This window comes from Streptomyces capitiformicae (assembly GCF_002214185.1).
Lineage (GTDB): Bacteria > Actinomycetota > Actinomycetes > Streptomycetales > Streptomycetaceae > Streptomyces > Streptomyces capitiformicae.
Genome location: NZ_CP022161.1, coordinates 5,692,163 through 5,715,855, shown reverse-complemented (window position 1 = coordinate 5,715,855; position 23,693 = coordinate 5,692,163). Strand labels below are relative to the sequence as shown.

Below are 23,693 nucleotides of genomic sequence, written 5' to 3'. Positions count from 1 at the left end.
AGGCGAGTGCCCGTTCCCTCCGTGCGAGGGCCGTCGGCTCCGTCGGCCTCGCACGGCCACGGTCCCGCGTGTCTCCCAGCCGCCGGCTCCGACGGTCCCTTCAGGTGGCAGTGGTCGGGAACCGCTGGGCGTCGTCGGTCCGGTACGCGAGGTGCTCGGCGACCGAGACCACGCCGTCGACGCTCCGGCACAGCCGCTCGATGACGGGGATCAGACTCCTGAACTCGACCGAGCCCCTGAGGTCGACCCGCCCGTCGCGCACCTCGACCGTCACCTCCGAGGGAGCAAGCCTCATCGTGCGTCGCAGCACATCCTCGGTGATCTCGTCGCGGATCGCGTCGTCACGGCGCAGAAAGATCCGCAGCAAGTCCCGTCGGCTGACGATGCCCAGCAGCCTGTCCGTCTCGTCGACGACGGGCAGCCGCTTGACGTGCTGGGCCTCCATCAGGCGGGCGGCCTCCACCACGCTCCACTCCGGCCGCGCGCACACGGCGGGAGCCGACATCAGTTCCTCGGCGCGGGAGCCCTCGGCCTTGGCCCGCTCCCATGCCTCCAGGTGCGGAACAGGGACCCTGCCCGACGGGTCGGCCTGGTCGGCGCTCTTGCGCAGCAGGTCCGCCTCGGACACCACACCCATGGGGCGGTCCCGGTCGTCCACCACGGGCACAGCGGTGACGTCGTTGTCCGTCAGCAGCCTGACGATCTCCTTGAACGGCAGGTCGCGCCGCGCCTTGACGACGTCTCGGGTCATAAGCTCCGCGACCGTTCGGTGCTGCATGTCGCCTCTCCCGTCCGGGTTGTGACCGCTTGACATCCAGTCGGTTCAGCCCGTCCCTGCGGATGCGGGCCGGTCGTCCCATGCGGCGGCGTGTCGCGCGTGGCACGTTGGATACAGCACCATTCTGAGGAGAGGGCGGCGATCATGCGAGCTCACCTCGGCGACCAACTCGTCATCGAAAGCCAGAAGACCGGCGCGACCAGGCGCGACGGCGAGATCGTCGGACTCCACCATGAGGACGGAACGCCCCCCTACGACGTGCGCTGGTCGGACACGGACGAGGTGACGCTCGTGTTCCCCGGGCCCGACGCACACATCCGGCATGTGGAGCACGGGCAGCCCGGGACCACCCGCGGGTCTTCCCAGCCGGACACGGGCGAGGCGCAGGCCGTGTCCGCGATCGCTCCGCCGGCCGGGACACCCAACCCCGGCGACATCGGCCGGCGCGTGGCCGTCGAACGCCGGAGGCACGGGCTCAGCCGGGAGGAAACGGCCCGCCGCGCCCGAATGTCGCCGGACTACCTGGCGTACCTGGAGGAACAGCCGGCTGACCCGACCGTGGCGACTCTCCTCAGGCTGGCCGACGCGTTGGGCACCACCGCCACGGCCCTGCGCGGGGCAGGGGTCGACCTGCCACCCGGTCAGGGTCACGCACTGCTGCATCCGCAGCTGCGGGACCTCAGCCCGGAGGAATGCCGCCACCTGCTGTCCACGCACGGCGTGGGTCGCATCGCCGCGTCGACGCCAGACGGCCGCCCCGCGGTCGTCCCGGTCAACTACGAAGTCGTGGACGACGCGATCGCCTTCCGGACCGCGCCCGACTCCGTGCCCGCGGCGGCTGTCGGCACGGAGGTCGCCTTCGAGGTCGACCACGTGGACGAGGCGATGAGCCAGGGCTGGAGTGTGCTCGCAGTCGGCCCCGCGAGCGTCGTCACGGAGCCCGACGCCGTGCGCGGGCTCACCCAGCGCGCTCACACCACGCCATGGGCGGGCGGTGAACGCGACATGTGGGTGTCGATCCGGCCCACGAGCCTCACAGGCCGCCGCATCACTCCGGCCGACCAGTAGGCGGCAACGGCCACCGAAGAGTGTGCTGCTGCTGGCCACCCTTGAGTGTGTGTCCGGCTCCTTCGCCACCCAGCCCCTCGAACGGACCGACCTGCGCCGGCCGCTGCGCGACGTGATGACCGGGGCGGGCTACGCCCAGATGCTCCTGCGCCTGGGATACGGCCCCAATGGCCCCGGCACACCGCGCCGCCCGGTGTCGGACGTACTCGATATCCAGCCCTGACCTGCCATCCGGCCCCGACCGGCTGAGGGACTGCAACCGACGGCCGCCGCGCTTCCCACCCGGATCACTGAGTCTCCCCGGGCGTGTCCCGATCAGCTGAATGGCCGGTGAGCTGCGGCTGAACGTCCACGACGCCCTCCACGGCGCGCACGAGGCGCACGGCGACCGAGATGAGCGAGGTGTCGCGGATGTGTCAGAGCCTCCTCGTCTCGCCTCGATCAGGGCACCTCGCCGGCGCCGTGGGGCGCGTACAGGTCGAGCAGCCGCACCCGGGCAGACCTGAGCCGGTCCGCGATCACGCCGACGACATAGGTCAACAGCGCGTGATCCAGCTCCGGGTCCTTCCCGCACAGCTCACGGATCGCAGCGGCCTCGAACTCGTAGGCGCGTACCGGGCTGGCAGCCTGGGCGCCCATGTGCCAGTGACGGGGAGGAACCAGCCAGGACCAGCCCAGCAGATCCCCGGCACCGAGACTCTCGATGACCGCTGCGCGGCGGCCGGGCACGCGAACGTCAAGTGTGACGGTGCCCGTGTGGATGATCCAGAAGCGGTCGGCTTTCCCGCCCTCGTTGAAGATGCGCTCGTCGGTCGCGAACGACACCTCACGAGCGAGCGACATGAGCTGCTCACGATGTTCCCTGGTCAGGGCACCGAAAATCCCGGTCCTCGCAGCCACAATCGCCTTCCCTTCACCGTGACCTGGAAGCGGAAGCGGGCTCGTACCACGCCGGTGCGACGGCGTGGCGGTGCTGCGAGGAGCGGCACCCCGCTCACTCTCCAGGCCACATGTCTCCACAATCGTCGCAAATCGGCACAGTGCAACCTGGGTGAGGTCTCCCTCCGAAAGGTGGGGTCTCTCTCCGAGAGCGGTGTATGTGTCGCGACGCATCCTCAGTGGTGCGACGGTATTGACAAGGGCTTGCGCCAGTGGCCGGGCCGGAGGGCGGTGGTGACCATGGAGCTCCCGCTGGTCGTGGGAGTCGACGGATCGGATTCCAGCCTGCAGGCCGTGGACTGGGCGGTGGACGAGGCGGCGCGCCTCGGGCTGCCTCTGCGGCTCGTCTACGCCTCATTGTGGGAACGGTACGAGGCAGGCCGCCCCTCCTTCAGCACCGACCGTCCGGCCGAAGAGGTCATGGCCCAGCACATCGCCGCGTCCGCAGCCGAACGCGCCCGGCTGCGCAACCCAGAGGTGAAGGTCTCCAGCGACGTACTGCCCGACGACGCCGTGTCCACGCTGCTGCACGCGGCTCATGAATCCTTCGCCCTGGTCACCGGCTCCCGCGGCCGCGGCGGGGTCGCCGGGATACTGCTCGGATCGGTCAGCCTCACGGTGGCCGCCCGTGCCGTGTGCCCGGTCGTCGTGGTCCGCGGCGAGGAGCGCAACCGACAGGGCTCCTTCGGCCGGGTAGTGGTCGGCGTCGGCGACTCCACCGACGGCTCGGCCGCTGTGCGGTTCGCCCTCCGCGAGGCCGAGGTGCGCGGCTGCGCCCTGACGGCCGTACGGGCCTGGCGCCGCCCGGCCCACGGGCATCTGGAGGACCAGCCTCTGATCGTGGTCGCCACCGGGGTGCACGAAGAAAGGGCCTCGGACCGCCTCACCGACGCGTTCCGTGAGGCCGTGCAGGAGCATCCCGGCGTCGAGGTGCACCGTCGACCGGTCGAAGGTCTGGCCCACCACGTCCTGCTGGAGGCATCGGCCGACGCCGACCTGATCGTCATCGGCGCTCTGCGCCGACACGGACACTTCGGTCTGCAACTCGGCAGGGTCGCCCACGCCCTGCTGCACCACTCCCAGTGCCCGGTCGCCATCATCCCCCAGCGGGCCTGAGATTCGCTGCACGGGCCAGGCTCCCACGGCGTGTGGAGAAGAGGGGAGGGCGGCGGATGTCGGAGTGGATGTGGCAGTGGGAGGGCTACGACCCCGATGCGGAGCGGTTGCGTGAATCGCTCTGCACGCTCGGCAACGGCTACTTCGCCACGCGCGGCGCGGTGCCCGAGTCCCGGGCGGGCCTGGTGCACTGCCCGGGTACCTATGTCGCCGGATGCTTCAATCGGCTGGAGTCGACCGTGGCGGGGCGGCAGGTGGTGAATGAGGACCTGGTCAACCTCCCGAACTGGCTGTTCCTCCGGTTCCGTGTGCGCCGCGCCGAGGGCGCATGGGGCCCGTGGTTCTCCCCGGACACCCACGCCCTCATGGGCTACCGCCACACCCTGGACCTGCGCCGCGCGACGCTCACCCGCGCATTCCGCTACCGGGACGACGCCGCCGGGGTGCTCGGCGTCGAGCAGACCCGTCTGGTGCATATGGGCGACCCTCACCTGGCCGCGCTGCGGACGGTCTTCACAGCCGAGGACTGGTCGGGAGAGATCGAGATCGAGTCCTGTCTGGACGGTGAGGTGATCAACGGCAATGTGCACCGTTACCGCGCTCTCAACAGGAGTCATGTGACCCGTGTCCGGACCGGGGCGCAGAAGCCCCACACGGTGTGGCTGAGCTGCCGGACCAGCACCTCGGACATCGGTGTGGCCATGGCCGCTCGGACGACGGTCGTCACCAGTCCCGCTCCGGCCTCGTCGGTGCTTCGCCCGGCCCGCCGTCGTGCCGTCCACCGCCTGGTGGTCCCGATCGTTCCTGGCCGACCCGTCGGCGTGGAGAAGACCGTGGCGCTGCACACTTCACGCGACACGGCGATCAGCGACCCGCTGGAGGCGGCGGTCGACGGGGTGTCCACGGCAGCGGACTTCTCAGCCCTGCTGCACTCGCACGCCGCGGCGTGGGAGCGGTTGTGGCGGCGCGCGGACATCCAGGTGCCCGGCCGGGCCGGCCGCGTCCTGCGCTTCCACCTCTTCCACGTCCTGCAGACGCTGTCACCGCACACCGGGGACCTGGACGTGGGCGTGCCGGCGCGGGGCCTGCACGGCGAGGCATATCGGGGCCATGTCTTCTGGGACGAGCTGTTCGTCCTGCCGTACCTCAACCTGCACTTCCCGGAGATCTCCCGGGCGCTGCTGGACTACCGGTACCGGCGCCTCCCACGGGCCCGCCGGGCTGCCGCAGAGAACGGCAGAGCCGGCGCGATGTACCCGTGGCAGAGCGGCAGCGACGGACGTGAGGAGACACAGGAGTGGCATCTCAACCCCCGCTCGGGGCGCTGGCTGCCGGATCACTCGAGGCTCCAGCATCACGTGGGCTCGGCGATCGCCTACAACGTGTGGCAATACGGCGAGGCCACCGGTGACACGGAGTATCTGTACACCAGGGGTGCGGAGATGTTGGTGCAGATCGCCCGGTTCTGGGCGGACCTCGCGGTCTTCGACACAGACATGGACCGCTATCGCATCCGCGGCGTCGTGGGACCCGACGAGTACCACGACGGCTACCCGGATGCCGCCCTCCCAGGGCTGGATGACAACGCGTACACCAACGTCACCGCCGCCTGGGTGCTCAACCGTGCCCTGGACGTCCTGCGGCGCCTCCCCGCATGGCGAAGGGAGGAACTGTTCGACCGGGTCCAGCTGGACGGCGACGAGCTGCCGAAGTGGGAGGAGGTCTCCCGGCGCTTGCGGGTGCCGTTCCACCAGGGTGTCATCAGTCAGTTCGAGGGCTACGACGACCTCGCCGAGCTCGACTGGGACGCCTACCGGGCGCGGTACGACAGCATCCGGCGGCTGGACCGGATCCTCGAGGCCGAGGGCGACACGGTCAACCGCTACAAGGCGTCCAAGCAGGCCGACGTCCTCATGCTGGGCTACCTGTTCTCACCCGCGGAACTACGAGATCTGTTCCGGCGTCTCGGGTACGACCTGGACGACGAGGTCTGGCGCAGGACCGTCGACTACTACCTCCAGCGCACCAGCCATGGCTCCACACTCAGCGGGGTCGTCCACGGCCTGGTCCTCGCCAGGGTCAGACGGGCTGAGGCGTGGAGTTACGTTCAGGAGGCCCTGCAGGCGGATATCGCCGACATCCAGGGGGGCACGACCGGCGAAGGCATCCACCTCGGGGCCATGGCCGGAACCCTCGACCTGGTCCAGCGCGGCCTGACGGGTCTTCAGACCCGTGAGGACGCCCTGTGGCTGGACCCGGTGCCGCTTCCAGCGCTCTCCGAGTACGGGTTCTCGCTGCGCTACCGCGGTCACTGGGGGGTCGGCGTACGGCGCCGGAGCGGACAGCTGCAGATCCGTGTGCCCGACTCGGAGGAGTCACCGATCCGCGTGGTGCTGGCCGACCGGGCCGTGACCATCGCGCCCGGAGAGACCTGCACGCTGGCGCTGCCGACGAGTTGATGCATGGGATGCGACCCGGCCCGCGGCGATTCGGCCCTGCGGCGGTGCTGCCGTCAGCCTACGCTCCGAGATCAGGGGGTTCGGCTTCAGGGAAGAGACAGGGCTGTGGGAGACACACATGGAATGGTTGGTCTCGCTGATGGGCGCGGGCCTCGTCATGGTCACCCTGCGGGACCTGTTCCACACCCTCTGGCACCCCACCCGCCACGGCGGCCTGAGCCGCCTCGTCATGACGGCGCTGTGGCGACTGGCTCAGCGTTTCCGCGCCCGCAGGCGCGTGGTCGGGCTGGTCGGGCCGCTCGCCATGGTGACGGTGGTGGGCATGTGGGCCGCCACCGTCGTCCTCGGCTGGGCCATCGTCTACTGGCCCCACATGCCCGGTGCCTTCACCTTCTCGCCCGGTTCCAAGGCGGCGCAGGAGCCGGCGCTGCTCGACTCCGTGTACCTGTCGCTCGTCATGGTCGCCACCCTGGGGCTGGGGGACATCTCGCCGGGCGAGGGCTGGCTCCGCCTGGTCTCGCCGCTGGAGGCCCTTGTCGGCTTCGCCCTCCTGACGGCCACGGTCTCCTGGGTACTGGAGATCTACCCGGCTCTGACTCGCAGAAGGGTCCTGGCCGTCCGCCTGGCGCTGCTGCGCGACGCGAACCCGACGGCACAGCAGATCGACTGCACGGCGGGGGCCCTCCTGCTGGACAGCCTGGCCACCGAGGTCGTACGCGTCCGGATCGACTTCACCCAGTACGCCGAGGCGTACTACTTCCATGACGGGGAGGACCACTCGTCGCTGGCGGCCATGGTCGGCTACGCCGCTGCTCTCGCCGAGCGCGGACAGGCGGCGGGGCGGCCAGACGTACGTCTGGCCGGCGATCTACTCGCGGGCGCTCTCCAAGACCTCGCCGCCATTCTCGACCAGCGCTTTCTCCACACGGGTGGTGCACCGGCGGACATCTTCGCGGCTTATGCCGCCGACCACGGGCGGGCCTCGTGAACCGGCGTAAGGACAGCCGGAGGCCCGACGCGGACATCGGCGGCCCACGAGGCGCGACTCCCTGGGTGGGTCCGTCGGGTCTGTCGTCGGACGAGGCCGCGCGGCGACTGGAGCTCCATGGGCCCAACGAGATCCCTTCGGAGCCGCGGATCCCGGTGTGGCGGCGGGTCCTGCAGCAACTGCGCGACCCGCTGATCCTCGTCCTGCTCGTGGCCGCCGCCCTGACGATCGCCACCGGCGACTTCTCCGACGCCGCCGTGATCCTGCTCGTGATCACTGTGAACACGGTGGTCGGCGTCGTACAGGAAGTACGGGCGGAACAGGCGGTGCTGGCCCTGTCCGCGATGAGCGCCCCCGCGGCCAGGGTGGTGCGGGACGGCGAGGAACGTTCCATCCCGGCTGCTGAGGTGGTTCCGGGTGATCTGGTTCTGCTGGCCGAGGGGGACATCGTCCCCGCGGACGGAGACGTGCTGGCCGCGGCGATGCTGCTGGTGGACGAGTCCTCGCTCACAGGTGAGTCCGTTCCCGTGGAGAAGGTCCCCGACGGTGACGATGCGCGCGGGCCAGTGTCGGCGGGCACGGTCATCGTCCGTGGCCGCGGACGTGTCGTGGTCACGGCCACCGGTGCGGACAGCGCGCTCGGCCGGATCGCTTCCCTGATGGGCGCCGCGCCCGGCCTGACTCCGCTCCAGCACCGGCTGGCGAGGTTCGGCCGGACCTTGGCGGCCGTCACCGTGGCGCTGTGCGCGGTGGTCCTCGCGCTCGGACTGGCGCGCGGGCAGCCCGTGGAGCTGATGATCGTCGCGGCGATCAGCCTCGCCGTCGCGGCCGTTCCGGAGTCCCTTCCCGCTGTTGTGACACTCTCCCTGGCTCTGGGAGCGCGGCGGATGGCCGACCGGCATGCCATCGTCCGCCGACTGCCGGCGGTGGAGACGCTGGGCTCCGTGACTGTGATCGCCACCGACAAGACGGGCACCCTGACCGAGGGCCGGATGGCGGCCGAGCAGCTGTGGACGCCGCGCGGCGAGGCAGCGGTCGTGGGTACGGGCTATGACCCCGAGGGCCGGGTCGTCCGCGGCGGCGAGACGGTGACCGCGGACGACGCACCCGACCTGGCCGCACTGCTGCGGATCGCGATGCTGTGCAACGACGCGGCGCTGGAGCCGCCGGACGGTTCCACGGAGTGGAGTGCGCTGGGCGACCCCACGGAGGCCGCTCTGCTGGTGGCCGGGGCCCGCCTCGGGCTGGACCGGGCGGCGCTGGAACGCGAGCTGCCGCGGCTGGACGAGATTCCGTTCGACAGCGACCGCAAACGCATGACGACCGTGCACCGTCGGCCGAAGGGCGGAGTACTGGTCGCGTGCAAAGGCGCGCCGGAATCGTTGCTCCGGCCGCAGATTCTGGCCGACGCCCCCGACGCCCCCGACGCCCCCGACGCCCCCGACGCCCCCGACGCCCCCGACGCCCCCGACGCCCCCGACGCCCCCGACGTCGTCGCCCGGGCGGCCGCACAGGCGAAGGTGCTGGCACGCCGTGGGTACCGTGTGCTCGCCGTCGCCTCGGCCGACCACGAGGATCCGGTGCAGCGGCCCCCGACGTGGGAATCGGGCCTGTCACTCCTCGGCCTCGTCGGCATTCTGGATCCGCCCCGCAACGCATCCGAGCCGACCATCGCCGCCTGCAAACGGGCCGGCATCGTCCCCGTACTCATCACCGGTGACCACCCGCTCACCGCACGGGCCATTGCCGGGCGCCTCGGCATCGCCACCCGCGACGAGGAAGTCACCACCGGCGGACGCATTCGTGAAGGCACAGCGGGCGACCTGACAGACGTACGGGTCTACGCCCGGACCACTCCCGAGCAGAAGCTGGACATCGTCCAGGCGTGGCGCGGGGCCGGGCAGGTGGTGGCGATGACAGGGGACGGCGTCAACGACGGCCCGGCCCTGCGGCAGGCCGACATCGGCGTCGCCATGGGACGACGTGGCACTGAGGTCGCACGCCAGGCAGCCGATCTCGTGCTCGCCGACGACAACCCGGCGACCATCGTGTCCGCCGTCGAGGAGGGACGCCGCGTCTACGCGAACGTACGCCGGTTCCTGCTCTACGCGCTCGCCGGTGGTACAGCGGAGATCCTGGTCATGCTCCTCGGCCCGTTCCTGGGGATGCCGCTGCCGCTGCTGCCCGCGCAGATCCTGTGGATCAACCTGCTCACGCACGGCCTGCCCGGTGTCGCGCTCGGCGCGGAGCCCGTCGCCCCGGACGCCATGCGCCACCCGCCCCGGCCTCCCGAGGAGAGCGTGCTGGGTGCCGGCCTGTGGCCGAGGATCCTGCTCATAGGGGCCTTCGTCGCCACGGTGACCCTCGCGGTCGGCGTCTGGGCCCGGGAGACAGGACGCCCCTGGCAGTCCATGGTGTTCCTGATCCTCGGCGCCACCCAGCTCGGCGTGGCGCTCGGCTCACGGGCCCGCCCGGGCAGCCTGGCCAACCCGTTCCTGCTGGTCGCCGTCGGCGCGGCACTGAGCCTCCAGGCAGCCGGCGTCTATCTGCCACCCCTGCGGGAGCTGCTGGGCACGGACCCACTCCCGCCCACCGATCTGGCCATCGCCTTTGCGGTGTCCGGTCTCGGCCATGTCGTCATGCGTCTCCAGGCCCGGCTGAAGCCGGAACGCCCACCCGGCGGGGCCCACCGGAGGCCCGAGAGCCGCGCGGGAGGAAGTCGCTGATGGGCTGATAGGGCCGACCGGGCCGTGCGCGGGGGCCGGTCGGCGCACGCGTCACCGGGCTCGGGCAGATGACCCTGGAAGCGGGGAAGAAGGAGGAGCTGGATATGAGCGTCACGACTGAGCCGCTCCCCGACCGGCGCACACTGCCTGGACTGTCCGACTGGGCGGAGGCGGGATTCCCCCTGCTGGACGAAATTCCGGCGACGCACGGTGTCCACGTCGAAGAACGTCTGGCGGACCGGGGGGGCACGTGCCGCAGGCCGAGCTTGCGGGGATCGACGCCGAGGATATTGAGATCACCGTCGCGGAAGGGTGCCTGACCCTCCGTGCCGGACGCTCCGATGAGCTCAGTGAGCAGGGCCGTGCGGTATTTCGCTACGTTCACTTCACCCCTCTGCCGACCGGGGCCAAGAGCGACGAGGCGACGGCTGAGTACAAGCATGGTGTCCTGACCATCACGATGCCGGTGCTGAGGCGAAGACCGTCATGAGGACCATGCCGCTCGGGAACTTCTGGGCGTGAGTGCGCATTGAAACCGCACCACGGTGCGCGGCCGGTCCGGTCTTCCGGCCGTGCACGTGTGTGTTCATGGGCTGTCGGCAGCCCAGCGTGTCACCCGTCCGCTCGCTCTGCGGCAGTGCTGCTGCGTCATCCGCGCGTCATCTGCCCGAGGAGCGGGTGGGCCATTGCGTCGAGGTGCTGCCTCCTGCCCATACCAGTGGCCCTCTGACCCACCTCGTCGGATGTGGTCACGGTGCGCCCAAGCGCACGGCCGTGACCTTGTACTCGGGGCAGGACGTGACGGTGTCCGCCTGGTCGGAGGTGAGGCGGTTCACCCCGCTCGCGGGGAAGTGGAAGGAGCAGAACACCTGCCCGGGGGCGGTCTGTTCACTGACCCGGGCGACGAGCCGGGCCCGGCCGTGCCGGCTCTCCACGGTGAGCTGTGCGCCGTCCCGGACGCCGTACCGGGAGGCGTCGTCGGGGTGGAGGTCGAGGAAGTCGACCGGGTCGAGTGCGAGGTTGCCGCCGCGGCGGGTCATGCTGCCGGAGTTGTAGTGGGCCCAGCGCCGCCCGGTGACCAGCACCAGTGGGTAGTCGTCGTCGGGTTGTTCGCCGGGTGGGAGGTAAGGGGCTGCGGTGAGGTGGGCTCGCCCGTCCGGCGTGGCGAACCGCTCCTCGTACAGCTTGGCCTCCCCTGGGCGGTCGGTGACCGGGCAGGGCCACGGCACGGCGCCCTCCCGGTCCAGCCGGTCGTGGGAGAGGCCGGCGAAGACGGGCGCGACTTGTCCGCACTCGGCCAGGGCGTCGGCCGGTGTCGGGCAGCCGATGTCGAGGCCCATGGCCGTCGCGACGGCGCGAACGACGTCGAAGTCGCTGCGTGCTTCACCCGGCGGGGGCACGGCGGGGCGGACCCTCTGGAAGCGGCGGTCGAAGTTGACGAAGGTGCCGTCCTTTTCCAGCCAGGACGTGACCGGCAGGACGATGTCGGCGTGGCGGGCGGTCTCGGAGAGGAACAGTTCGCTGCACACGACGAGCGGGCAGGCGTCCAGGGCTGCGGCTACCTGGTTGCTGTCGGGGTCGGTGGCGCAGACGTCCTCGCCGATGACCCACAGCGCCCGCAGATGCCCCGTACGTGCAGCGGCGAACATGTCCGGGATCCGCAGGCCAGGGCGCCCTGGAACCGGTACGCCCCAGATCGCTTCGGCGCGGGACCGTGCGGCGGGGTCGGTCACCTTGCCGTAGCCGGGCAGGAGGTCGGGCAGCGCGCCCATGTCGGAGGCGCCCTGGACGTTGTTCTGGCCGCGCAGCGGGTTGACGCCGTACCCGCGGTCGGTGCCGACGGTGCCGCGCAGGATCGCCAGGTTGGCCAGGGACCGCACCCCATCGGTGCCGTGCACGTGCTCGGTGACGCCCAGGCCGTAGACGATCGCGGGCTGCCGGGCGCGGCCGTACAGCCGGGCGGCGGAGACAAGGTCCTCGGCGGGTACCCCGGTGATCTCCGCGACCCGGTGGGGCGGGTACTGGTCCAGCAGCTCGGTGAGCTCCGGCAGGCCGGTGGCCCGCTCGCGCAGGAATTCCTCGTCGGCCAGTCCTTCGGCGAGCAGGACGTGGGCGAGCCCGTGGAAGAGCGCGACGTTGGTGCCGGGCCGGGGCCGCAGATGCACGTCGGCGTGCAGGGCGAGGCCCACGGCTCGGGGGTCGGCGACGACCAGCTTGGCCCCGCGCAGCACGCACCGGAGGAGGCGGGCCCCGACCACCGGGTGGGCTTCGACGGGATTGGCGCCGACCACGAGCAGGCAGTCGGACCGCTCCACGTCGTCGAAGCTGTCGGTGCCGCCGGAGAGCCCGAACGAGGCGGTCAGTCCTGCGGCGGAGGGGGAGTGGCACAGGCGGGAGCAATTGTCGACGTTGTTCGTACCGATGACGACCCGCATGAACTTCTGGACGAGGTAGTTCTCCTCGTTGGTGGCGCGGGCGGAGGAGATAGCCGCCACGGCGTCCGCGCCGCCGTCCGCGACGGCCGCGCGCAGCCCTCGGGCGACATGACCGAGGGCCTCCTCCCAGCTCACCGGCTCCAGACGGCCGCCCTGCCTCCGCAGGGGTCGGGTGAGCCGTTCGCGAGAGGTGAGGTAGCCGTGGGCAAAGCGGCCTTTGACGCAGGCGTGGCCCTGGTTGACCGGGCCGTCACGGGCGGGCAGTACGGCCGTGACCTCGCCGCCTGCGGTGACGACGTCCAGGGAGCAGCCGACGCCGCAGTACCCGCACGTCGTACGGGTCGCGGCCGGCCGGTAGGCCGAAGTGAGCCCTCGCCCTGGGCCGGGCTGGGTGATCGCACCGGTGGGGCAGGTGTCGACGCAGCCGCCGCAGGCCACGCAGTCCGACTCGGCCCAGGGCCCGCCGGTGCCGGGCGCGATCACAGTGTCTGCGCCCCGGCCGGTCAGGGTGAGGGCGAAGGTGCCCTGTACCTCGGCGCACATGCGGACGCACCGACCGCAGGCGATGCACAAGTCACGGTCCAGGTGGACGTATGGGTGGGAGTCGTCCACGCCCCGGCCCCCGGCGCCCTGTGCCGTCTCGGGGCCGATGCTCATCGACCGGCAGGCATGGGCCAGTTCGCTGGGGTTGTCCTCGCTGAGGGCACGAGGCGGCAGGGCGGAGGCGATGAGCTCCACCGCGTCCCGGCGCAGTTGTCGCAGGTCTTCTGCGGCGGTTTCGACGTGGACACCGGATGCTGCTGGGGTCACGCAGGCCGCCACGATCTGTCCGTCGGCCCGCACGAGACACGTACGGCAGGAACCGGCCGGGCTGAGCCGGTCGTCGGAGCACAGCGTGGGCAACTCGGCGCCGGCCGCCCGCACTGCCGAGAGAAGGGAGGATCCCTCGGGAACGGTGACGCCGACGCCATCGACCTCGATTCCCGTCATGGTTCCCATCCCGCGAGTCGGTTCCCGTAGGCGCGGGCGAGACTGTGCACGGCGGGTGGGATGCGCCGTCCGAAGGCGCACAGGCTCGCCTCGGCCAGGACATGGGCGAGCCGCCCCCATTCAGGTCCGGGCGGGATACCTGCGGAGGCCAGCTGAAGACCGCGGCGCGAGCCCACACGGCAGGGGGAGCAGGCGCCGCAGCTCTCCGCCTCGGCGAACTGCCAGATGTGCCGCAGCACTTCCTCCGGAGCCACGCGCTGGTCGAAGGCGACCAGCCCGGCATGGCCGAGCGCAGCGCCCCGGGCCGCGAGGTCGGCGGACGTCAGCGGAACGTCCAGTGCATCGGGGCCGAGGAAACCGCCCAGCGGCCCGCCGACCTGTAGCGCGGTCAGTTCGCTGCCGTCCTTCAGGCCGCCGCCCAGCTCGGTGACGATCCGCGACAGTGAGGTGCCCAGTTCCACCTCGTACGCGCCCGGCCGGGCGAACCGCTCCGACAAGCACACCAGCTTCGTCCCGGTCTCGCCCCGAGCCCCTCGCCGGGCGTACTCGGCTCCGCCGCGTGCGATGATCCACGGGACGGATGCCAGGGTCTCGACGTTGTTCACCACCGTCGGCGCATCCCACAGGCCGCGCCGAGTCGGATAGGGCGGGCGCGGCCGGGCACAGCCCCGGTCCCCCTCCAGGCTCGCGATCAGAGCGGTCTCCTCACCCGCGACGTACGATCCGGCGCCCTCCACCACCTCCACGTCCAGGCTCGTGTCCGTGCCGTGCACGGACGGCCCGAAGTGCCCGTCGTCGTACGCCTGCCCGACCGCCTCCCGCATCCGCGCGAGCGCACTCGGATACTCCGAGCGCACCAGCACCACGCCCCGGTGGGTCCCGCAGGCGAAGCAGGCCAGAGCGAGGCCCTCCAGCACCCGCTCCGGTTCCGCCTCCATCAACAGCCGATCGGCGTAAGAGCCGGGGTCCCCCTCGTCTCCGTTGGCCACCACCACGGTGCCGGGCGCCCGGCCGGCCGCCGCCCACTTCGCGGCCACCCGGAACCCCGCGCCACCTCGCCCCCGCAGCCCCGATGCGGCCACCTCCCGCTGGACGTCGTCCGCAGTGCCCGCCGTCACCACCTGCGGCCACACCTGCCACGGGGGCTCGCCGGCCACCACTGCGCCCAGCAGTACAGGGTCGCCGGTGTCGTCGGCGGCCGGGATCTCGGGGGCCCGTGGAGGCTCGCGTCCGCCGAGCTGACCGGTCAGCGTCGGGCCGGTGCAGGGTGTGTCGCCGTCCAGCGCGGCGGGGCCCGCGTAGCAGTACCCCAGACAGCGGACGGTCTGCAGCGACGTCTCTCCGTCCAGTGATGCTGTGCCCGCGGTGACGCCCAACTCGTCCTCCGCCTCGGTGAGATGCCGTCCGGCCCGTGCGGCGAGGCACGCCGTCGCCGCGCAGATGCGGACGTGACGGCGGCCGTGCGGGGCGGCGAGGTCCGCGTAGTACCCGGCGGGTCCGAGTGCCGCGGCAGCGGGCAGGCGGAGACCGGCGGCGACGGCTGGAGCCCACGTCCCAGGGCTGTCCGCCGTTCCCGCCCGGACCTCGGCCAGCGACTCGATCAGTCGGACTCCCGGCCGCCCGCGCCGGTCGGCCAAAGCCCGAAACGCGTCGAAACGGTCCGCGGAGCCCACCGGAATCATGACCTCATCGTGGAGCGGGTGACCGGGGCCCGCAATCCGGGCAGCGCTGTTCATCCCGGTCCTTCCCAGCCTCGGCGTCGCCCCCGCGCCGGGACCCTGGCCGAGCGGGACCGGTAGACGATGTACGGCCGGAAGAGGTAGCCGACCGGTGTGGTGAAGGCGTGGACGAGCCGGGTGAACGGCCAGATGGCGAAGAGCAGCATGCCGATGAGGGTGTGCAGGTGGAAGGAGAGCGGTGCGGCGGCAACGGCGTCGATGTCCGGCCGAAGCGTGAAGAGGGAGCGGAACCAGGGGGAGACGGTCTCGCGGTAGTGGTGCTCCTCGCCGACGACGCCCGTCCCCAGCATCGTGGTGGCCAGTCCGACGACGATGGCGGCGACGAGGACGACGTACATGGTCTTGTCGTTGCGTGTGGTCGCCATGAACACCGGTCCGGTGGTGCGCCGACGGTAGATGAGGATCGCGACGCCGACGAGCGTGGCGAAGCCGACGACGCCGCCGAGGACCAGCGCCTGGATGTGGTACGCCGTCTCGGACAGGCCGGCGGCCGAGGTCCAGCTCTGCGGGATCACCAGCCCGATCACATGCCCGATGACCACGACGAGGATGCCGAAGTGGAACAGCGGGCTGCCGATGCGCAGCAGCCGGGACTCGTACAGCTCGGAGGAGCGGGTGGTCCAGCCAAACTGGTCGTACCGGTACCGCCACACGGTGCCGCCGACGAGGACCACGACGGTTACGTACGGCAGGACGCCCCACAGGAAGACATCGAGAGCGCTCATCGTCGGGCACCTCCCGACGGTGCCGGGCCGACGGGCTCCAAGCCGACGCATTTATGGATGAGTGGAACGCGGGCAAGTCTCCGCCGCCCCTCCCACCGGTCCAGTCCAGCCGTACCGAGGCCGTGCGGCCAGGGGCCGAACGGCCCGCTGGTCGACCTCCGTGGCCCTCGCGCCGCATCGCACGCCGGGCAGCATCCACGAAGCGGCGGGCGCGTCGAGCGGACGGGCGGATGAGTAGGCACCAGCATCGTGAGAGGGATCGACGAGTAACCGAACGGCGGGGGAAACCCGCCCCTGGAACATGGAGGAGGCGTCCCTTGAGCCGCACCTCGACGCCACGGACCGGCGGGACGGCGGCAGCCGCTCAGCCGCAGCGGATGCTCGCGCTGGCCACCGCCGGATTCATGCTCTGCTTCTGGGCATGGGCGCTGCTGGCACCGCTCGGCCCGACCCTCCGCGAGGACCTGGACCTCACCTCGTTCCAGCAGTCCCTCACTGTCGCGGTACCCGTGATCGTCGGCTCACTCGGCCGGATCCCCGTAGGAGCCCTCACCGACCGCGTCGGGGCACGCCGAATGTTCCCCCTCGTCGCCGCCCTCACCGTCCTGCCGGTTCTCTACCTCGGCCACCTGGCCGACTCCCTGCCCGAAGTGCTGGCGGGCGGCTTCTTCCTCGGCCTGGGCGGCACGACCTTCGCCATCGGCGTGCCCTTCGTCAACGCCTGGTACCCGCCGGAGCGGCGCGGACTGGCGCTGGGAATCTTCGGCATCGGCACCGGCGGCACCGCCCTGTCGTCCTTCACCACCGTGCAACTGGCCGACGCCGTCCGGTACGCGTTCCCCTTCGACCTCGTCGCCGGCCTCCTGATCGTCTACGCCGTGGTGGCACGTCTCCTGCTGCGCGACAAGCCCGACCGCGTGGTAACGCCCGGCTCACTCCTCACGCGCACCACGGCGACCCTGCGGATGCCCGCCACCGTGCACCTGGCCTTCCTGTACGCCGTGGCCTTCGGCGGATTCGTCGCCTTCAGCGTCTACCTGCCCACCTACCTCACCACCGCCCACGACCTCGGACGATCCGACGCCGCCCTGCGCACCGCCGGCTTCGTCGTCCTCGCCGTCGCCATGCGCCCGGTCGGCGGATGGCTCTCCGACCGGCGGCACCCCGTGCCCGTGCTCGTCGTCGCGTACGCGGCCGTTGCGGCTCTCGCTCTCCTCGCCGCCTTCGAGCTGCCGCTGATCCCGCTCGGAACGCTCGCCTTCCTCGGGATGGCGGCCGCCCTGGGCGCGGGATCGGGCGCTGTGTTCGCACTTGTTGCCCGCCTCGTGCCCCCCGATCGGGTCGGCTCGGTCACCGGTGTCGTCGGGGCCGCCGGAGGACTGGGCGGCTTCTTCCCGCCCCTGGTCATGGGTGCCGTGTACGGCGCAACGGACGACTACACATGGGGATATGTGTTGCTGGCGGTCACCGCAGGCGCTGCCTCAGCATTCACCACGACTGCTGTGCGACGACAGGCCGGGCAAGCATCGTGACCGGTGCAGTCGGCCACCACGGCCTCATCGCGACACGGCGCGCGCAACGATGCGCACCGTATTGGGCGGCAGCTCACCGAGCCCAAGTCCGTCGACCCATGGGTGACCCAGCGCAACTTGGGCTGACCTGCGCGGACTCCCCACACGTTCCCAGAACCGAAGAGGGGCGTTCCCCTGCCTCATCGAGCAACGCGCTGACCTGCGGCTTCGCAATTGTCCGCCGGGTCCACGAGGGCGACGAAGGCGGATCTGTAGCGGCCTCCAGCATAGGACGCCGGGCACGAGAGCCATGGCGACCGTCAGCAGACTGCGGGCCGGATCGTGCCAGGGTTGTGGTGGTGCGCATGGGTATGGGCGTCACCGATCCTTGGCCAGGGCGACGAGCTCTGCGAACAAGCGCCCGGCGTTCACCAGGTCCTTGTACCTGCCCTGTTCGATGACTCGGCCTTTGTCCATGACAAGGATGCGGTCGGCGAGCCGGGTGTTCTCTAGCTGGTGGGTGACGACGATCGTCATGCGCTCGGCGGCGATGCGCTTGATCTCCAGGAAGATGGCGTGCTCACCGCGGGCGTCCATCTGGGAGGTCGGCTCATCCAAGATCAGTAGCGGTGTCTGCCTGTAGAGCGCGCGGCCACACACGAGCCGCTGCCACTGCCCTCCGGACAGTTCGGCGCCGCCCCACAGCTCTTTGGCTTCGAAGGGCGTGCCCCATCGGCCGGCCGCGGGCACGGGAAGCGGCCTGTCCTCGTTGTGGAGGGTCGTGAACAGGTGGTACTTGCCGTGCCAAGCGTGGACCTCCGGCGCCCATCCGCCGTCGGTCGCCCAGATCCCCGGTTGCTCGGCGGCCAGGAACACCACGACGGGGCGGGTCCAGTCGTTCTCTGCGCCAGGGCGGTTGACTTCGCGTGCGCTCCAAGTTGAAGACTCCCTTTCGAGCCCGACGGGCGGGCGGAAGCGGAGGCAACGGCATGAAGTACCGCACGATCGGCAGTGATCCGGCTACCCGCCGCGAGGTGAGCGTCCTGGCGCTCGGCGCGATGCTGTTCGGCTCGCGGACGGACGAGAAGACCGCCTTCGCCGTGCTCGACCGGTATGTGGAGGCCGGCGGGAACTTCATCGACACGTCCGACAACTACGCCTTCTGGGTCGACGGCGGGCAGGGTGGGCAGAGCGAGGAGTTGCTCGGGCGGTGGCGGCGCAGCCGGGGTGTCGGTGATGAGATCGTCATCGCGACCAAGCTGGGCGCCCGACCGCTCGCGCCCGGCACCAGCTATGTCGACAACGCCGAGGGCCTGTCGGCGAAGGTGATCCGGGAGTCGGCGGAGCGGAGCCGGGAACGGCTCGGGGTGGAGCGGCTGGACCTGCTCTACGCGCACATCGAGGACCGGACGGTTCCGCTGCGGGAGACCGTCGAGGGGTTCGCGGAACTCGTTGCGGAGGGCACCGTCGGCCTGCTCGGCGTGAGCAACCACGCCGTCTGGCGGGTCGAGCGGGCCCGCGCCCTCGCCGCGGCGGCGGGACTGCCCGGGTACGAGGTGCTCCAGTACCACCACAGCTACCTCCGCCCGCGGACCGACGTCCCGGGCGACCTCTGGGCGGACGGCACCCTCGGCGCGACCACCGCCGAACTGCTGAGCTATCTGGAGGCCGAGCCCGAACTCACCCTCGTCGCCTACTCGCCACTGCTCACCGGCGGGTACGTACGCTCCGACAGGCTGCGGCCGGACTACGACCACCCGGGCACCCCCGCCCGGCTGAAGGTGCTGGGGAATGTCGCGCGGGAGACGGGGGCCACCGTCAACCAGGTGGTGCTCGCCTGGCAGTTGGGCGGCCGGTTCCCGATCGTCCCGCTCGCCGGGGTGTCGTCGGTGGCGCAACTGGAGGAGAACCTGGGTGCGGTGGACCTGGAGCTGACGGAGGAGCAGCGGCGCAGGCTGGACGCCGCGCACTGACGGCGCACGGCTGTGCGGGTGGGCCCGCGCCTGGTCACCCCTGGTTGACGTTGGCGGTGAGCGTCCGCAACAGCTGTTTGGTCGTGGTGAGTTGCTCGGGGGTCAGGCCCATGGCGTCGCCTATGTCCATGGGCACCGTACGGGCCCGCTCCCGGAGCTGTGCCCCGGTTGCGGTGAGGCGGATGGCGACGGAGCGTTCGTCGTCCGTACGGCGTTCGCGGCGGAGCAGGCCGCCGGCCTCCAGGCGCTTCAGGAGCGGGGAGAGGGTGCTGGACTCGAGCTGCAGCGCGGCCCCGAGGTCGCGTACGGAGATCGAGTCCTGCTCCCAGAGCACGAGCATGACCAGGTACTGCGGATAGGTCAGCCCCAGCTCTTCCAGCAGCGGCCGGTAGCGGGCCGTGACCGCGCGTGAGGCGGCGTACAGCGCGAAGCAGAGCTGGTCGTCCAGGAGCAGGGTGTATCCCTGCGCCGGTTCCGCTCCGGCAGTGCTCATGAAGTCGCCGGCTGTGCTCACGGTGTCGCTCCTCGGTCCCGTGCTCTCCATGACGATCTCCCACCCTACCTTCAAGTCTCCTCGATTGTATCGTGCACCAAATAGTAGTTCGATAGAGAGTCGAGCATGAATTAGTTGTGCACGACTAAATGGCGAGCTACTGTTGTCGTGTGCCGCCGCCCCGGCGAACCTCGTCGGCCGGGCCTGCCCCGCGGTACCCGATCCACGAGGAGATCGCCATGTCCGAGACCGTCGCCCCCCGTCCCGTTCTGGAGCCCGCCGCCGCTGCCTTCGCGGAGGCGACCGCGAACCCGCCGTACCTGTTCGACCTGGGGCCGGTCGAGGGTCGCAAGGTCGTCGACGAGGTGCAGTCGGGCGCGATCGCCATGCCGGCCGTCGACGAGGAGTGGGTGATCGTGCCGGGCGGACCCACCGGCGAGGTCCGGGCCCGTGTCGTCCGGCCCGAGGGAGCCAAGGGCGTGCTTCCGGTGATCCTCTACATCCACGGTGCCGGCTGGGTCTTCGGCAACGCCCACACCCACGACCGGCTGGTGCGCGAGCTGGCCGTGGGCGCGCGGGCCGCGGTCGTCTTCCCCGAGTACGACCTGTCGCCCGAGGCCCGCTACCCGGTCGCCGTCGAGCAGAACTACGCGGTGGCCCGCTGGGTCGTCACCGAGGGCGCCGGCCACTACCTGGACGCGACCCGGATGGCCGTGGCCGGGGACTCCGTCGGCGGCAACATGAGCGCCGCGCTGACCCTGATGGCCAAGGAGCGCGGCGATGTTCCGCTGGTCCAGCAGGTGCTCTTCTACCCGGTCACCGACGCCGCCTTCGACACCGGTTCGTACGACCGGTTCGCCGAGGGGTACTTCCTGCGGCGCGACGCCATGCGGTGGTTCTGGGACCAGTACACGACCAGCGAGAAGGAGCGCGCCGAGATCACCGCCTCACCGCTGCGCGCCACTCCCGAGCAGCTCAAGGGGCTGCCCCCGGCGCTCGTCATCACCGCCGAGGCCGACGTCCTGCGGGACGAGGGCGAGGCGTACGCCAACAAGCTCCGTGAGGCGGGCGTCCCGGTCACCGCCGTGCGCTACCAGGGCATCATCCACGACTTCGTCATGCTCAACGCCCTGCGGGAGACCAATGCCGCCGAGGCCGCCATCGGGCAGGCGATCGGCACCCTGCGCACGGCCTTCGGGACCGTCTGACGAACCTCGTGGGGAAAGCGGGCCGCCCCGGCCGGGAGTGATCCCGGCCGGGGCGGCTTTCAAACGCGGGCGTGGGTCAGGCGAAGTTCGCCAGCGCCTCGTTCCAGGTGGCCGACGGGCGCATGACCGCGGCGGCCTTGGCGGGGTCGGGCTGGTAGTAGCCGCCGATGTCGGCCGGCTTGCCCTGGACGGCGATCAGCTCGTCGACGATCTTCTGCTCGTTCGCGGTGAGCGTCTCGGCGAGCGGCGCGAAGGTCTTGGCCAGGTCGGCGTCGTCGGTCTGCGCGGCCAGCTCCTGGGCCCAGTACAGGGACAGGTAGTAGTGGCTGCCGCGGTTGTCGATGCCGCCGACACGACGGGAGGGGGACTTGTCCTCGTTGAGGAAGGTCGCCGTGGCGCGGTCGAGGGTGTCGGCGAGGACCTTGGCGCGGGTGTTGCCGGTGACCTGGGCGTACTGCTCCAGGGACGGCACCAGGGCGAAGAACTCACCGAGGGAGTCCCAGCGCAGGTAGTCCTCCTTGACCAGCTGCTGGACGTGCTTCGGGGCGGAGCCGCCGGCGCCCGTCTCGAACAGGCCGCCGCCCGCCATCAGCGGGACGACCGACAGCATCTTGGCGCTGGTGCCCAGCTCCAGGATCGGGAACAGGTCGGTGAGGTAGTCACGCAGCACGTTGCCGGTGACGGAGATCGTGTTCTCACCGCGGCGGATGCGCTCCACCGACAGCTTGGTGGCCTCGACCGGGGCGAGGATGCGGATGTCCAGGCCCTCGGTGTCGTGCTCCGGCAGGTACGCGTTGATCTTCGCGATCAGCTGCGCGTCGTGGGCGCGGGTCTCGTCCAGCCAGAACACCGCCGGGTCGCCGGTGGCGCGGGCGCGCGTGACGGCCAGCTTCACCCAGTCCCTGATCGGGGCGTCCTTGGTCTGGCAGGCGCGGAAGATGTCACCCGCGGAGACCGTCTGCTCCAGCACGACGTTGCCGGCCTGGTCGACGAGGCGGACCGTGCCGGTGGTCGGGATCTCGAAGGTCTTGTCGTGGGAGCCGTACTCCTCGGCCTTCTGCGCCATCAGACCGACGTTCGGGACGGAGCCCATGGTCGACGGGTCGTAGGCGCCGTTGGCGCGGCAGTCGTCGATCACGGCCTGGTAGACGCCGGAGTACGAGGAGTCCGGGAGCACCGCGAGGGTGTCGGCCTCCTGGCCGTCCGGGCCCCACATGTGGCCGGAGGTGCGGATCATCGCCGGCATCGAGGCGTCGACGATGACGTCGGACGGCACGTGCAGGTTGGTGATGCCCTTGTCGGAGTCGACCATCGCCAGGGCCGGGCCGTCGGCGAGCTCGGCGTCGAAGGAGGCCTTGATCTCGGCGCCCTCCGGCAGGGCCTCCAGGCCCTTGAAGATGCCGCCCAGACCGTCGTTCGGGGACAGACCGGCCGCGGCCAGCTGCTCGCCGTACTGCGCGAACGTCTTCGGGAAGAAGGCGCGCACCACGTGACCGAAGACGATCGGGTCGGAGACCTTCATCATCGTGGCCTTCAGGTGCACGGAGAACAGCACGCCCTCCGCCTTGGCCTTGGCGACCTGCGCGGTCAGGAACTCGCGCAGCGCGGCGACGCGCATCACCGAGGCGTCGACGACCTCGCCCTCGAGAACCGGTACGGACTCGCGCAGCACGGTGGTGGAGCCGTCGTCGCCGGCCAGCTCGATCTTCAGGGAGCCGGCCTCGGAGATCACGACGGACTTCTCGGTGGAGCGGAAGTCGTTCTCACCCATGGTCGCGACGTTCGTCTTCGAGTCGGCGGACCAGGCGCCCATGCGGTGCGGGTGGGTCTTGGCGTAGTTCTTCACCGACGCGGGGGCGCGGCGGTCGGAGTTGCCCTCACGCAGGACCGGGTTCACGGCGGAACCCTTGATCTTGTCGTAGCGGGCGCGGATCTCGCGCTCCTCGTCGGTCTTCGGGTCGTCCGGGTAGTCCGGCAGCGCGTAGCCCTGGCCCTGGAGCTCGGCGACGGCGGCCTTGAGCTGGGGGATGGACGCCGAGATGTTCGGCAGCTTGATGATGTTCGCCGCGGGCGTCTTGGCCAGCTCGCCCAGCTCGGAGAGGGCGTCCGGGATGCGCTGGTCCTCGGTCAGGTACTCCGGGAAGACGGCGATGATGCGGCCGGCCAGGGAGATGTCACGGGTCTCGACGGAGACACCGGCCGGGGCGGCGTACGCCTTGATCACCGGCAGGAACGAATGGGTCGCCAGGGCGGGCGCCTCGTCAGTGTGCGTGTAGATGATGGTCGAGTCAGTCACCGGGTGCTCCGCTCCACGTCTGCAACATTGCTCGACATCAAGATATCTCGTGATCGAGGCGGGCTCGACAGGGGTCGGGGGGATGGCGGCTTCGGATGCGTTCGGGGATGTATCTCGCCCCCGCCGCCCCTACCCGTCCCATCCCAGGGGCGCCGCCCCTTCGACCCCGCTCGCGGGAGAGCTCGGGGGGACGGGGTCGTCGGGCGGGTGCGGGTTGTGGAGGCTTGCTCGCGCAGTTCCCCGCGCCAC

17 protein-coding genes and 3 pseudogenes are annotated in these 23,693 nt (G+C 71.0%); 10 read left to right on the top strand and 10 right to left on the bottom strand.

Features of this window, described 5'->3' with window-relative positions; genetic code table 11:
- Window positions 1-100: 100 nt before the first annotated feature.
- The gene (locus CES90_RS25495; RefSeq protein ID WP_189786508.1) at window positions 101-778 is read right to left on the bottom strand and encodes a CBS domain-containing protein; all 678 of its coding nucleotides are present in this window, start codon (window positions 776-778) and stop codon (window positions 101-103) included.
- Window positions 779-922: 144 nt separating this feature from the next.
- Here CES90_RS25495 and CES90_RS25490 point away from each other — a divergent pair, with 144 nt between their 5' ends.
- Entirely contained in the window at window positions 923-1,846 is a 924-nt protein-coding gene (locus CES90_RS25490) for a DUF1918 domain-containing protein (RefSeq protein ID WP_189786507.1), read from the top strand.
- Window positions 1,847-1,895: 49 nt separating this feature from the next.
- Window positions 1,896-2,069 (top strand): hypothetical protein, encoded by a 174-nt coding sequence (locus CES90_RS25485; RefSeq protein ID WP_308437910.1) that lies wholly within the window; start codon window positions 1,896-1,898, stop codon window positions 2,067-2,069.
- Window positions 2,070-2,133: 64 nt separating this feature from the next.
- Here the strand turns inward: CES90_RS25485 and CES90_RS52450 are convergent.
- Together CES90_RS52450 and CES90_RS25480 are read right to left on the bottom strand one after the other, a co-directional pair.
- Window positions 2,134-2,262: pseudogene (locus tag CES90_RS52450) on the bottom strand (CBS domain-containing protein); the annotation flags it as partial.
- A gap of 25 nt (window positions 2,263-2,287) precedes the next feature.
- Window positions 2,288-2,689, bottom strand: coding sequence for a Crp/Fnr family transcriptional regulator (locus CES90_RS25480; protein WP_189786506.1), 402 nt, complete (start codon window positions 2,687-2,689; stop codon window positions 2,288-2,290).
- A 336-nt stretch (window positions 2,690-3,025) separates the two neighbouring features.
- On the opposite strand from CES90_RS25480, the gene CES90_RS25475 reads away from it, so the two are divergent.
- From CES90_RS25475 to CES90_RS49875, 5 genes are all read left to right on the top strand, one after another.
- Entirely contained in the window at window positions 3,026-3,901 is an 876-nt protein-coding gene (locus CES90_RS25475) for a universal stress protein (RefSeq protein WP_189786562.1), read from the top strand.
- A 56-nt stretch (window positions 3,902-3,957) separates the two neighbouring features.
- Complete coding sequence (locus tag CES90_RS25470) at window positions 3,958-6,360, top strand: glycoside hydrolase family 65 protein (protein WP_189786505.1); 2,403 nt, start codon at window positions 3,958-3,960, stop codon at window positions 6,358-6,360.
- Between the two features lie 118 nt (window positions 6,361-6,478).
- A complete protein-coding gene (locus CES90_RS25465; RefSeq protein WP_189786504.1) occupies window positions 6,479-7,348 on the top strand; it encodes a potassium channel family protein in 870 nt (289 codons plus the stop codon).
- A complete protein-coding gene (locus CES90_RS25460) occupies window positions 7,345-10,074 on the top strand; it encodes a cation-translocating P-type ATPase (RefSeq protein WP_229914236.1) in 2,730 nt (909 codons plus the stop codon). Before CES90_RS25465 ends, CES90_RS25460 begins: the two co-directional genes overlap by 4 nt.
- A 250-nt stretch (window positions 10,075-10,324) precedes the next feature.
- Window positions 10,325-10,564: an Hsp20/alpha crystallin family protein gene (locus CES90_RS49875; protein ID WP_229914235.1), complete on the top strand. Its 240-nt coding sequence runs from the start codon at window positions 10,325-10,327 to the stop codon at window positions 10,562-10,564.
- A 259-nt stretch (window positions 10,565-10,823) separates the two neighbouring features.
- Here CES90_RS49875 and fdhF read toward each other — a convergent pair whose 3' ends face one another.
- The 3 genes from fdhF to narI are packed head-to-tail and all read right to left on the bottom strand — an operon-like array spanning window position 10,824 to window position 15,963.
- Window positions 10,824-13,499 (bottom strand): formate dehydrogenase subunit alpha, encoded by a 2,676-nt coding sequence (gene fdhF / locus CES90_RS25450; RefSeq protein ID WP_189786503.1) that lies wholly within the window; start codon window positions 13,497-13,499, stop codon window positions 10,824-10,826.
- Window positions 13,496-15,181, bottom strand: coding sequence for an NAD(P)H-dependent oxidoreductase subunit E (locus tag CES90_RS25445; protein ID WP_189786502.1), 1,686 nt, complete (start codon window positions 15,179-15,181; stop codon window positions 13,496-13,498). Before CES90_RS25445 ends, fdhF begins: the two co-directional genes overlap by 4 nt.
- Window positions 15,182-15,231: 50 nt before the next feature.
- Window positions 15,232-15,963, bottom strand: a complete 732-nt coding sequence (narI, locus tag CES90_RS25440) for a respiratory nitrate reductase subunit gamma (RefSeq protein ID WP_189786501.1) — start codon at window positions 15,961-15,963, stop codon at window positions 15,232-15,234.
- A gap of 377 nt (window positions 15,964-16,340) precedes the next feature.
- Here narI and CES90_RS25435 point away from each other — a divergent pair, with 377 nt between their 5' ends.
- Window positions 16,341-17,495 (top strand): MFS transporter, encoded by a 1,155-nt coding sequence (locus tag CES90_RS25435; protein WP_208921883.1) that lies wholly within the window; start codon window positions 16,341-16,343, stop codon window positions 17,493-17,495.
- A 357-nt stretch (window positions 17,496-17,852) separates the two neighbouring features.
- On the opposite strand, the pseudogene CES90_RS25430 reads toward CES90_RS25435, so the two are convergent.
- Window positions 17,853-18,188 (bottom strand): annotated as a pseudogene (locus tag CES90_RS25430) (ATP-binding cassette domain-containing protein); the annotation flags it as partial.
- Window positions 18,189-18,371: pseudogene (locus tag CES90_RS25425) on the bottom strand (glycoside hydrolase); the annotation flags it as partial.
- Window positions 18,372-18,463: 92 nt separating this feature from the next.
- Between CES90_RS25425 and CES90_RS25420 the strand changes: the two are divergent.
- Window positions 18,464-19,447 carry an aldo/keto reductase gene (locus tag CES90_RS25420; RefSeq protein ID WP_189786499.1) on the top strand — a complete coding sequence of 328 codons (984 nt, stop codon included), beginning with the start codon at window positions 18,464-18,466 and terminating at the stop codon, window positions 19,445-19,447.
- A gap of 34 nt (window positions 19,448-19,481) precedes the next feature.
- Here CES90_RS25420 and CES90_RS25415 read toward each other — a convergent pair whose 3' ends face one another.
- The gene (locus CES90_RS25415; RefSeq protein WP_189786560.1) at window positions 19,482-19,940 is read right to left on the bottom strand and encodes a MarR family winged helix-turn-helix transcriptional regulator; all 459 of its coding nucleotides are present in this window, start codon (window positions 19,938-19,940) and stop codon (window positions 19,482-19,484) included.
- Window positions 19,941-20,179: 239 nt separating this feature from the next.
- Between CES90_RS25415 and CES90_RS25410 the strand changes: the two genes are divergently transcribed.
- A complete protein-coding gene (locus CES90_RS25410) occupies window positions 20,180-21,148 on the top strand; it encodes an alpha/beta hydrolase (RefSeq protein ID WP_189786498.1) in 969 nt (322 codons plus the stop codon).
- Window positions 21,149-21,224: 76 nt separating this feature from the next.
- On the opposite strand, the gene CES90_RS25405 is transcribed toward CES90_RS25410, so the two are convergent.
- A complete protein-coding gene (locus CES90_RS25405) occupies window positions 21,225-23,444 on the bottom strand; it encodes an NADP-dependent isocitrate dehydrogenase (RefSeq protein ID WP_189786497.1) in 2,220 nt (739 codons plus the stop codon).
- Between the last annotated feature and the right edge of the window lie 249 nt (window positions 23,445-23,693).

What these genes read in the sequence shown, in the direction of transcription:
- CES90_RS25495 (WP_189786508.1), bottom strand. Translation starts at nt 778, where the DNA reads ATGCAGCACCGAACGGTCGCGGAGCTTATGACCCGAGACGTCGTCAAG.
- CES90_RS25490 (WP_189786507.1), top strand. Translation starts at nt 923, where the DNA reads ATGCGAGCTCACCTCGGCGACCAACTCGTCATCGAAAGCCAGAAGACC.
- CES90_RS25480 (WP_189786506.1), bottom strand. Translation starts at nt 2,689, where the DNA reads ATGTCGCTCGCTCGTGAGGTGTCGTTCGCGACCGACGAGCGCATCTTC.
- CES90_RS25475 (WP_189786562.1), top strand. Translation starts at nt 3,026, where the DNA reads ATGGAGCTCCCGCTGGTCGTGGGAGTCGACGGATCGGATTCCAGCCTG.
- CES90_RS25470 (WP_189786505.1), top strand. Translation starts at nt 3,958, where the DNA reads ATGTCGGAGTGGATGTGGCAGTGGGAGGGCTACGACCCCGATGCGGAG.
- CES90_RS25465 (WP_189786504.1), top strand. Translation starts at nt 6,479, where the DNA reads ATGGAATGGTTGGTCTCGCTGATGGGCGCGGGCCTCGTCATGGTCACC.
- fdhF (WP_189786503.1), bottom strand. Translation starts at nt 13,499, where the DNA reads ATGACGGGAATCGAGGTCGATGGCGTCGGCGTCACCGTTCCCGAGGGA.
- CES90_RS25445 (WP_189786502.1), bottom strand. Translation starts at nt 15,181, where the DNA reads ATGATTCCGGTGGGCTCCGCGGACCGTTTCGACGCGTTTCGGGCTTTG.
- narI (WP_189786501.1), bottom strand. Translation starts at nt 15,963, where the DNA reads ATGAGCGCTCTCGATGTCTTCCTGTGGGGCGTCCTGCCGTACGTAACC.
- CES90_RS25435 (WP_208921883.1), top strand. Translation starts at nt 16,341, where the DNA reads ATGCTCGCGCTGGCCACCGCCGGATTCATGCTCTGCTTCTGGGCATGG.
- CES90_RS25420 (WP_189786499.1), top strand. Translation starts at nt 18,464, where the DNA reads ATGAAGTACCGCACGATCGGCAGTGATCCGGCTACCCGCCGCGAGGTG.
- CES90_RS25415 (WP_189786560.1), bottom strand. Translation starts at nt 19,940, where the DNA reads ATGAGCACTGCCGGAGCGGAACCGGCGCAGGGATACACCCTGCTCCTG.
- CES90_RS25410 (WP_189786498.1), top strand. Translation starts at nt 20,180, where the DNA reads ATGTCCGAGACCGTCGCCCCCCGTCCCGTTCTGGAGCCCGCCGCCGCT.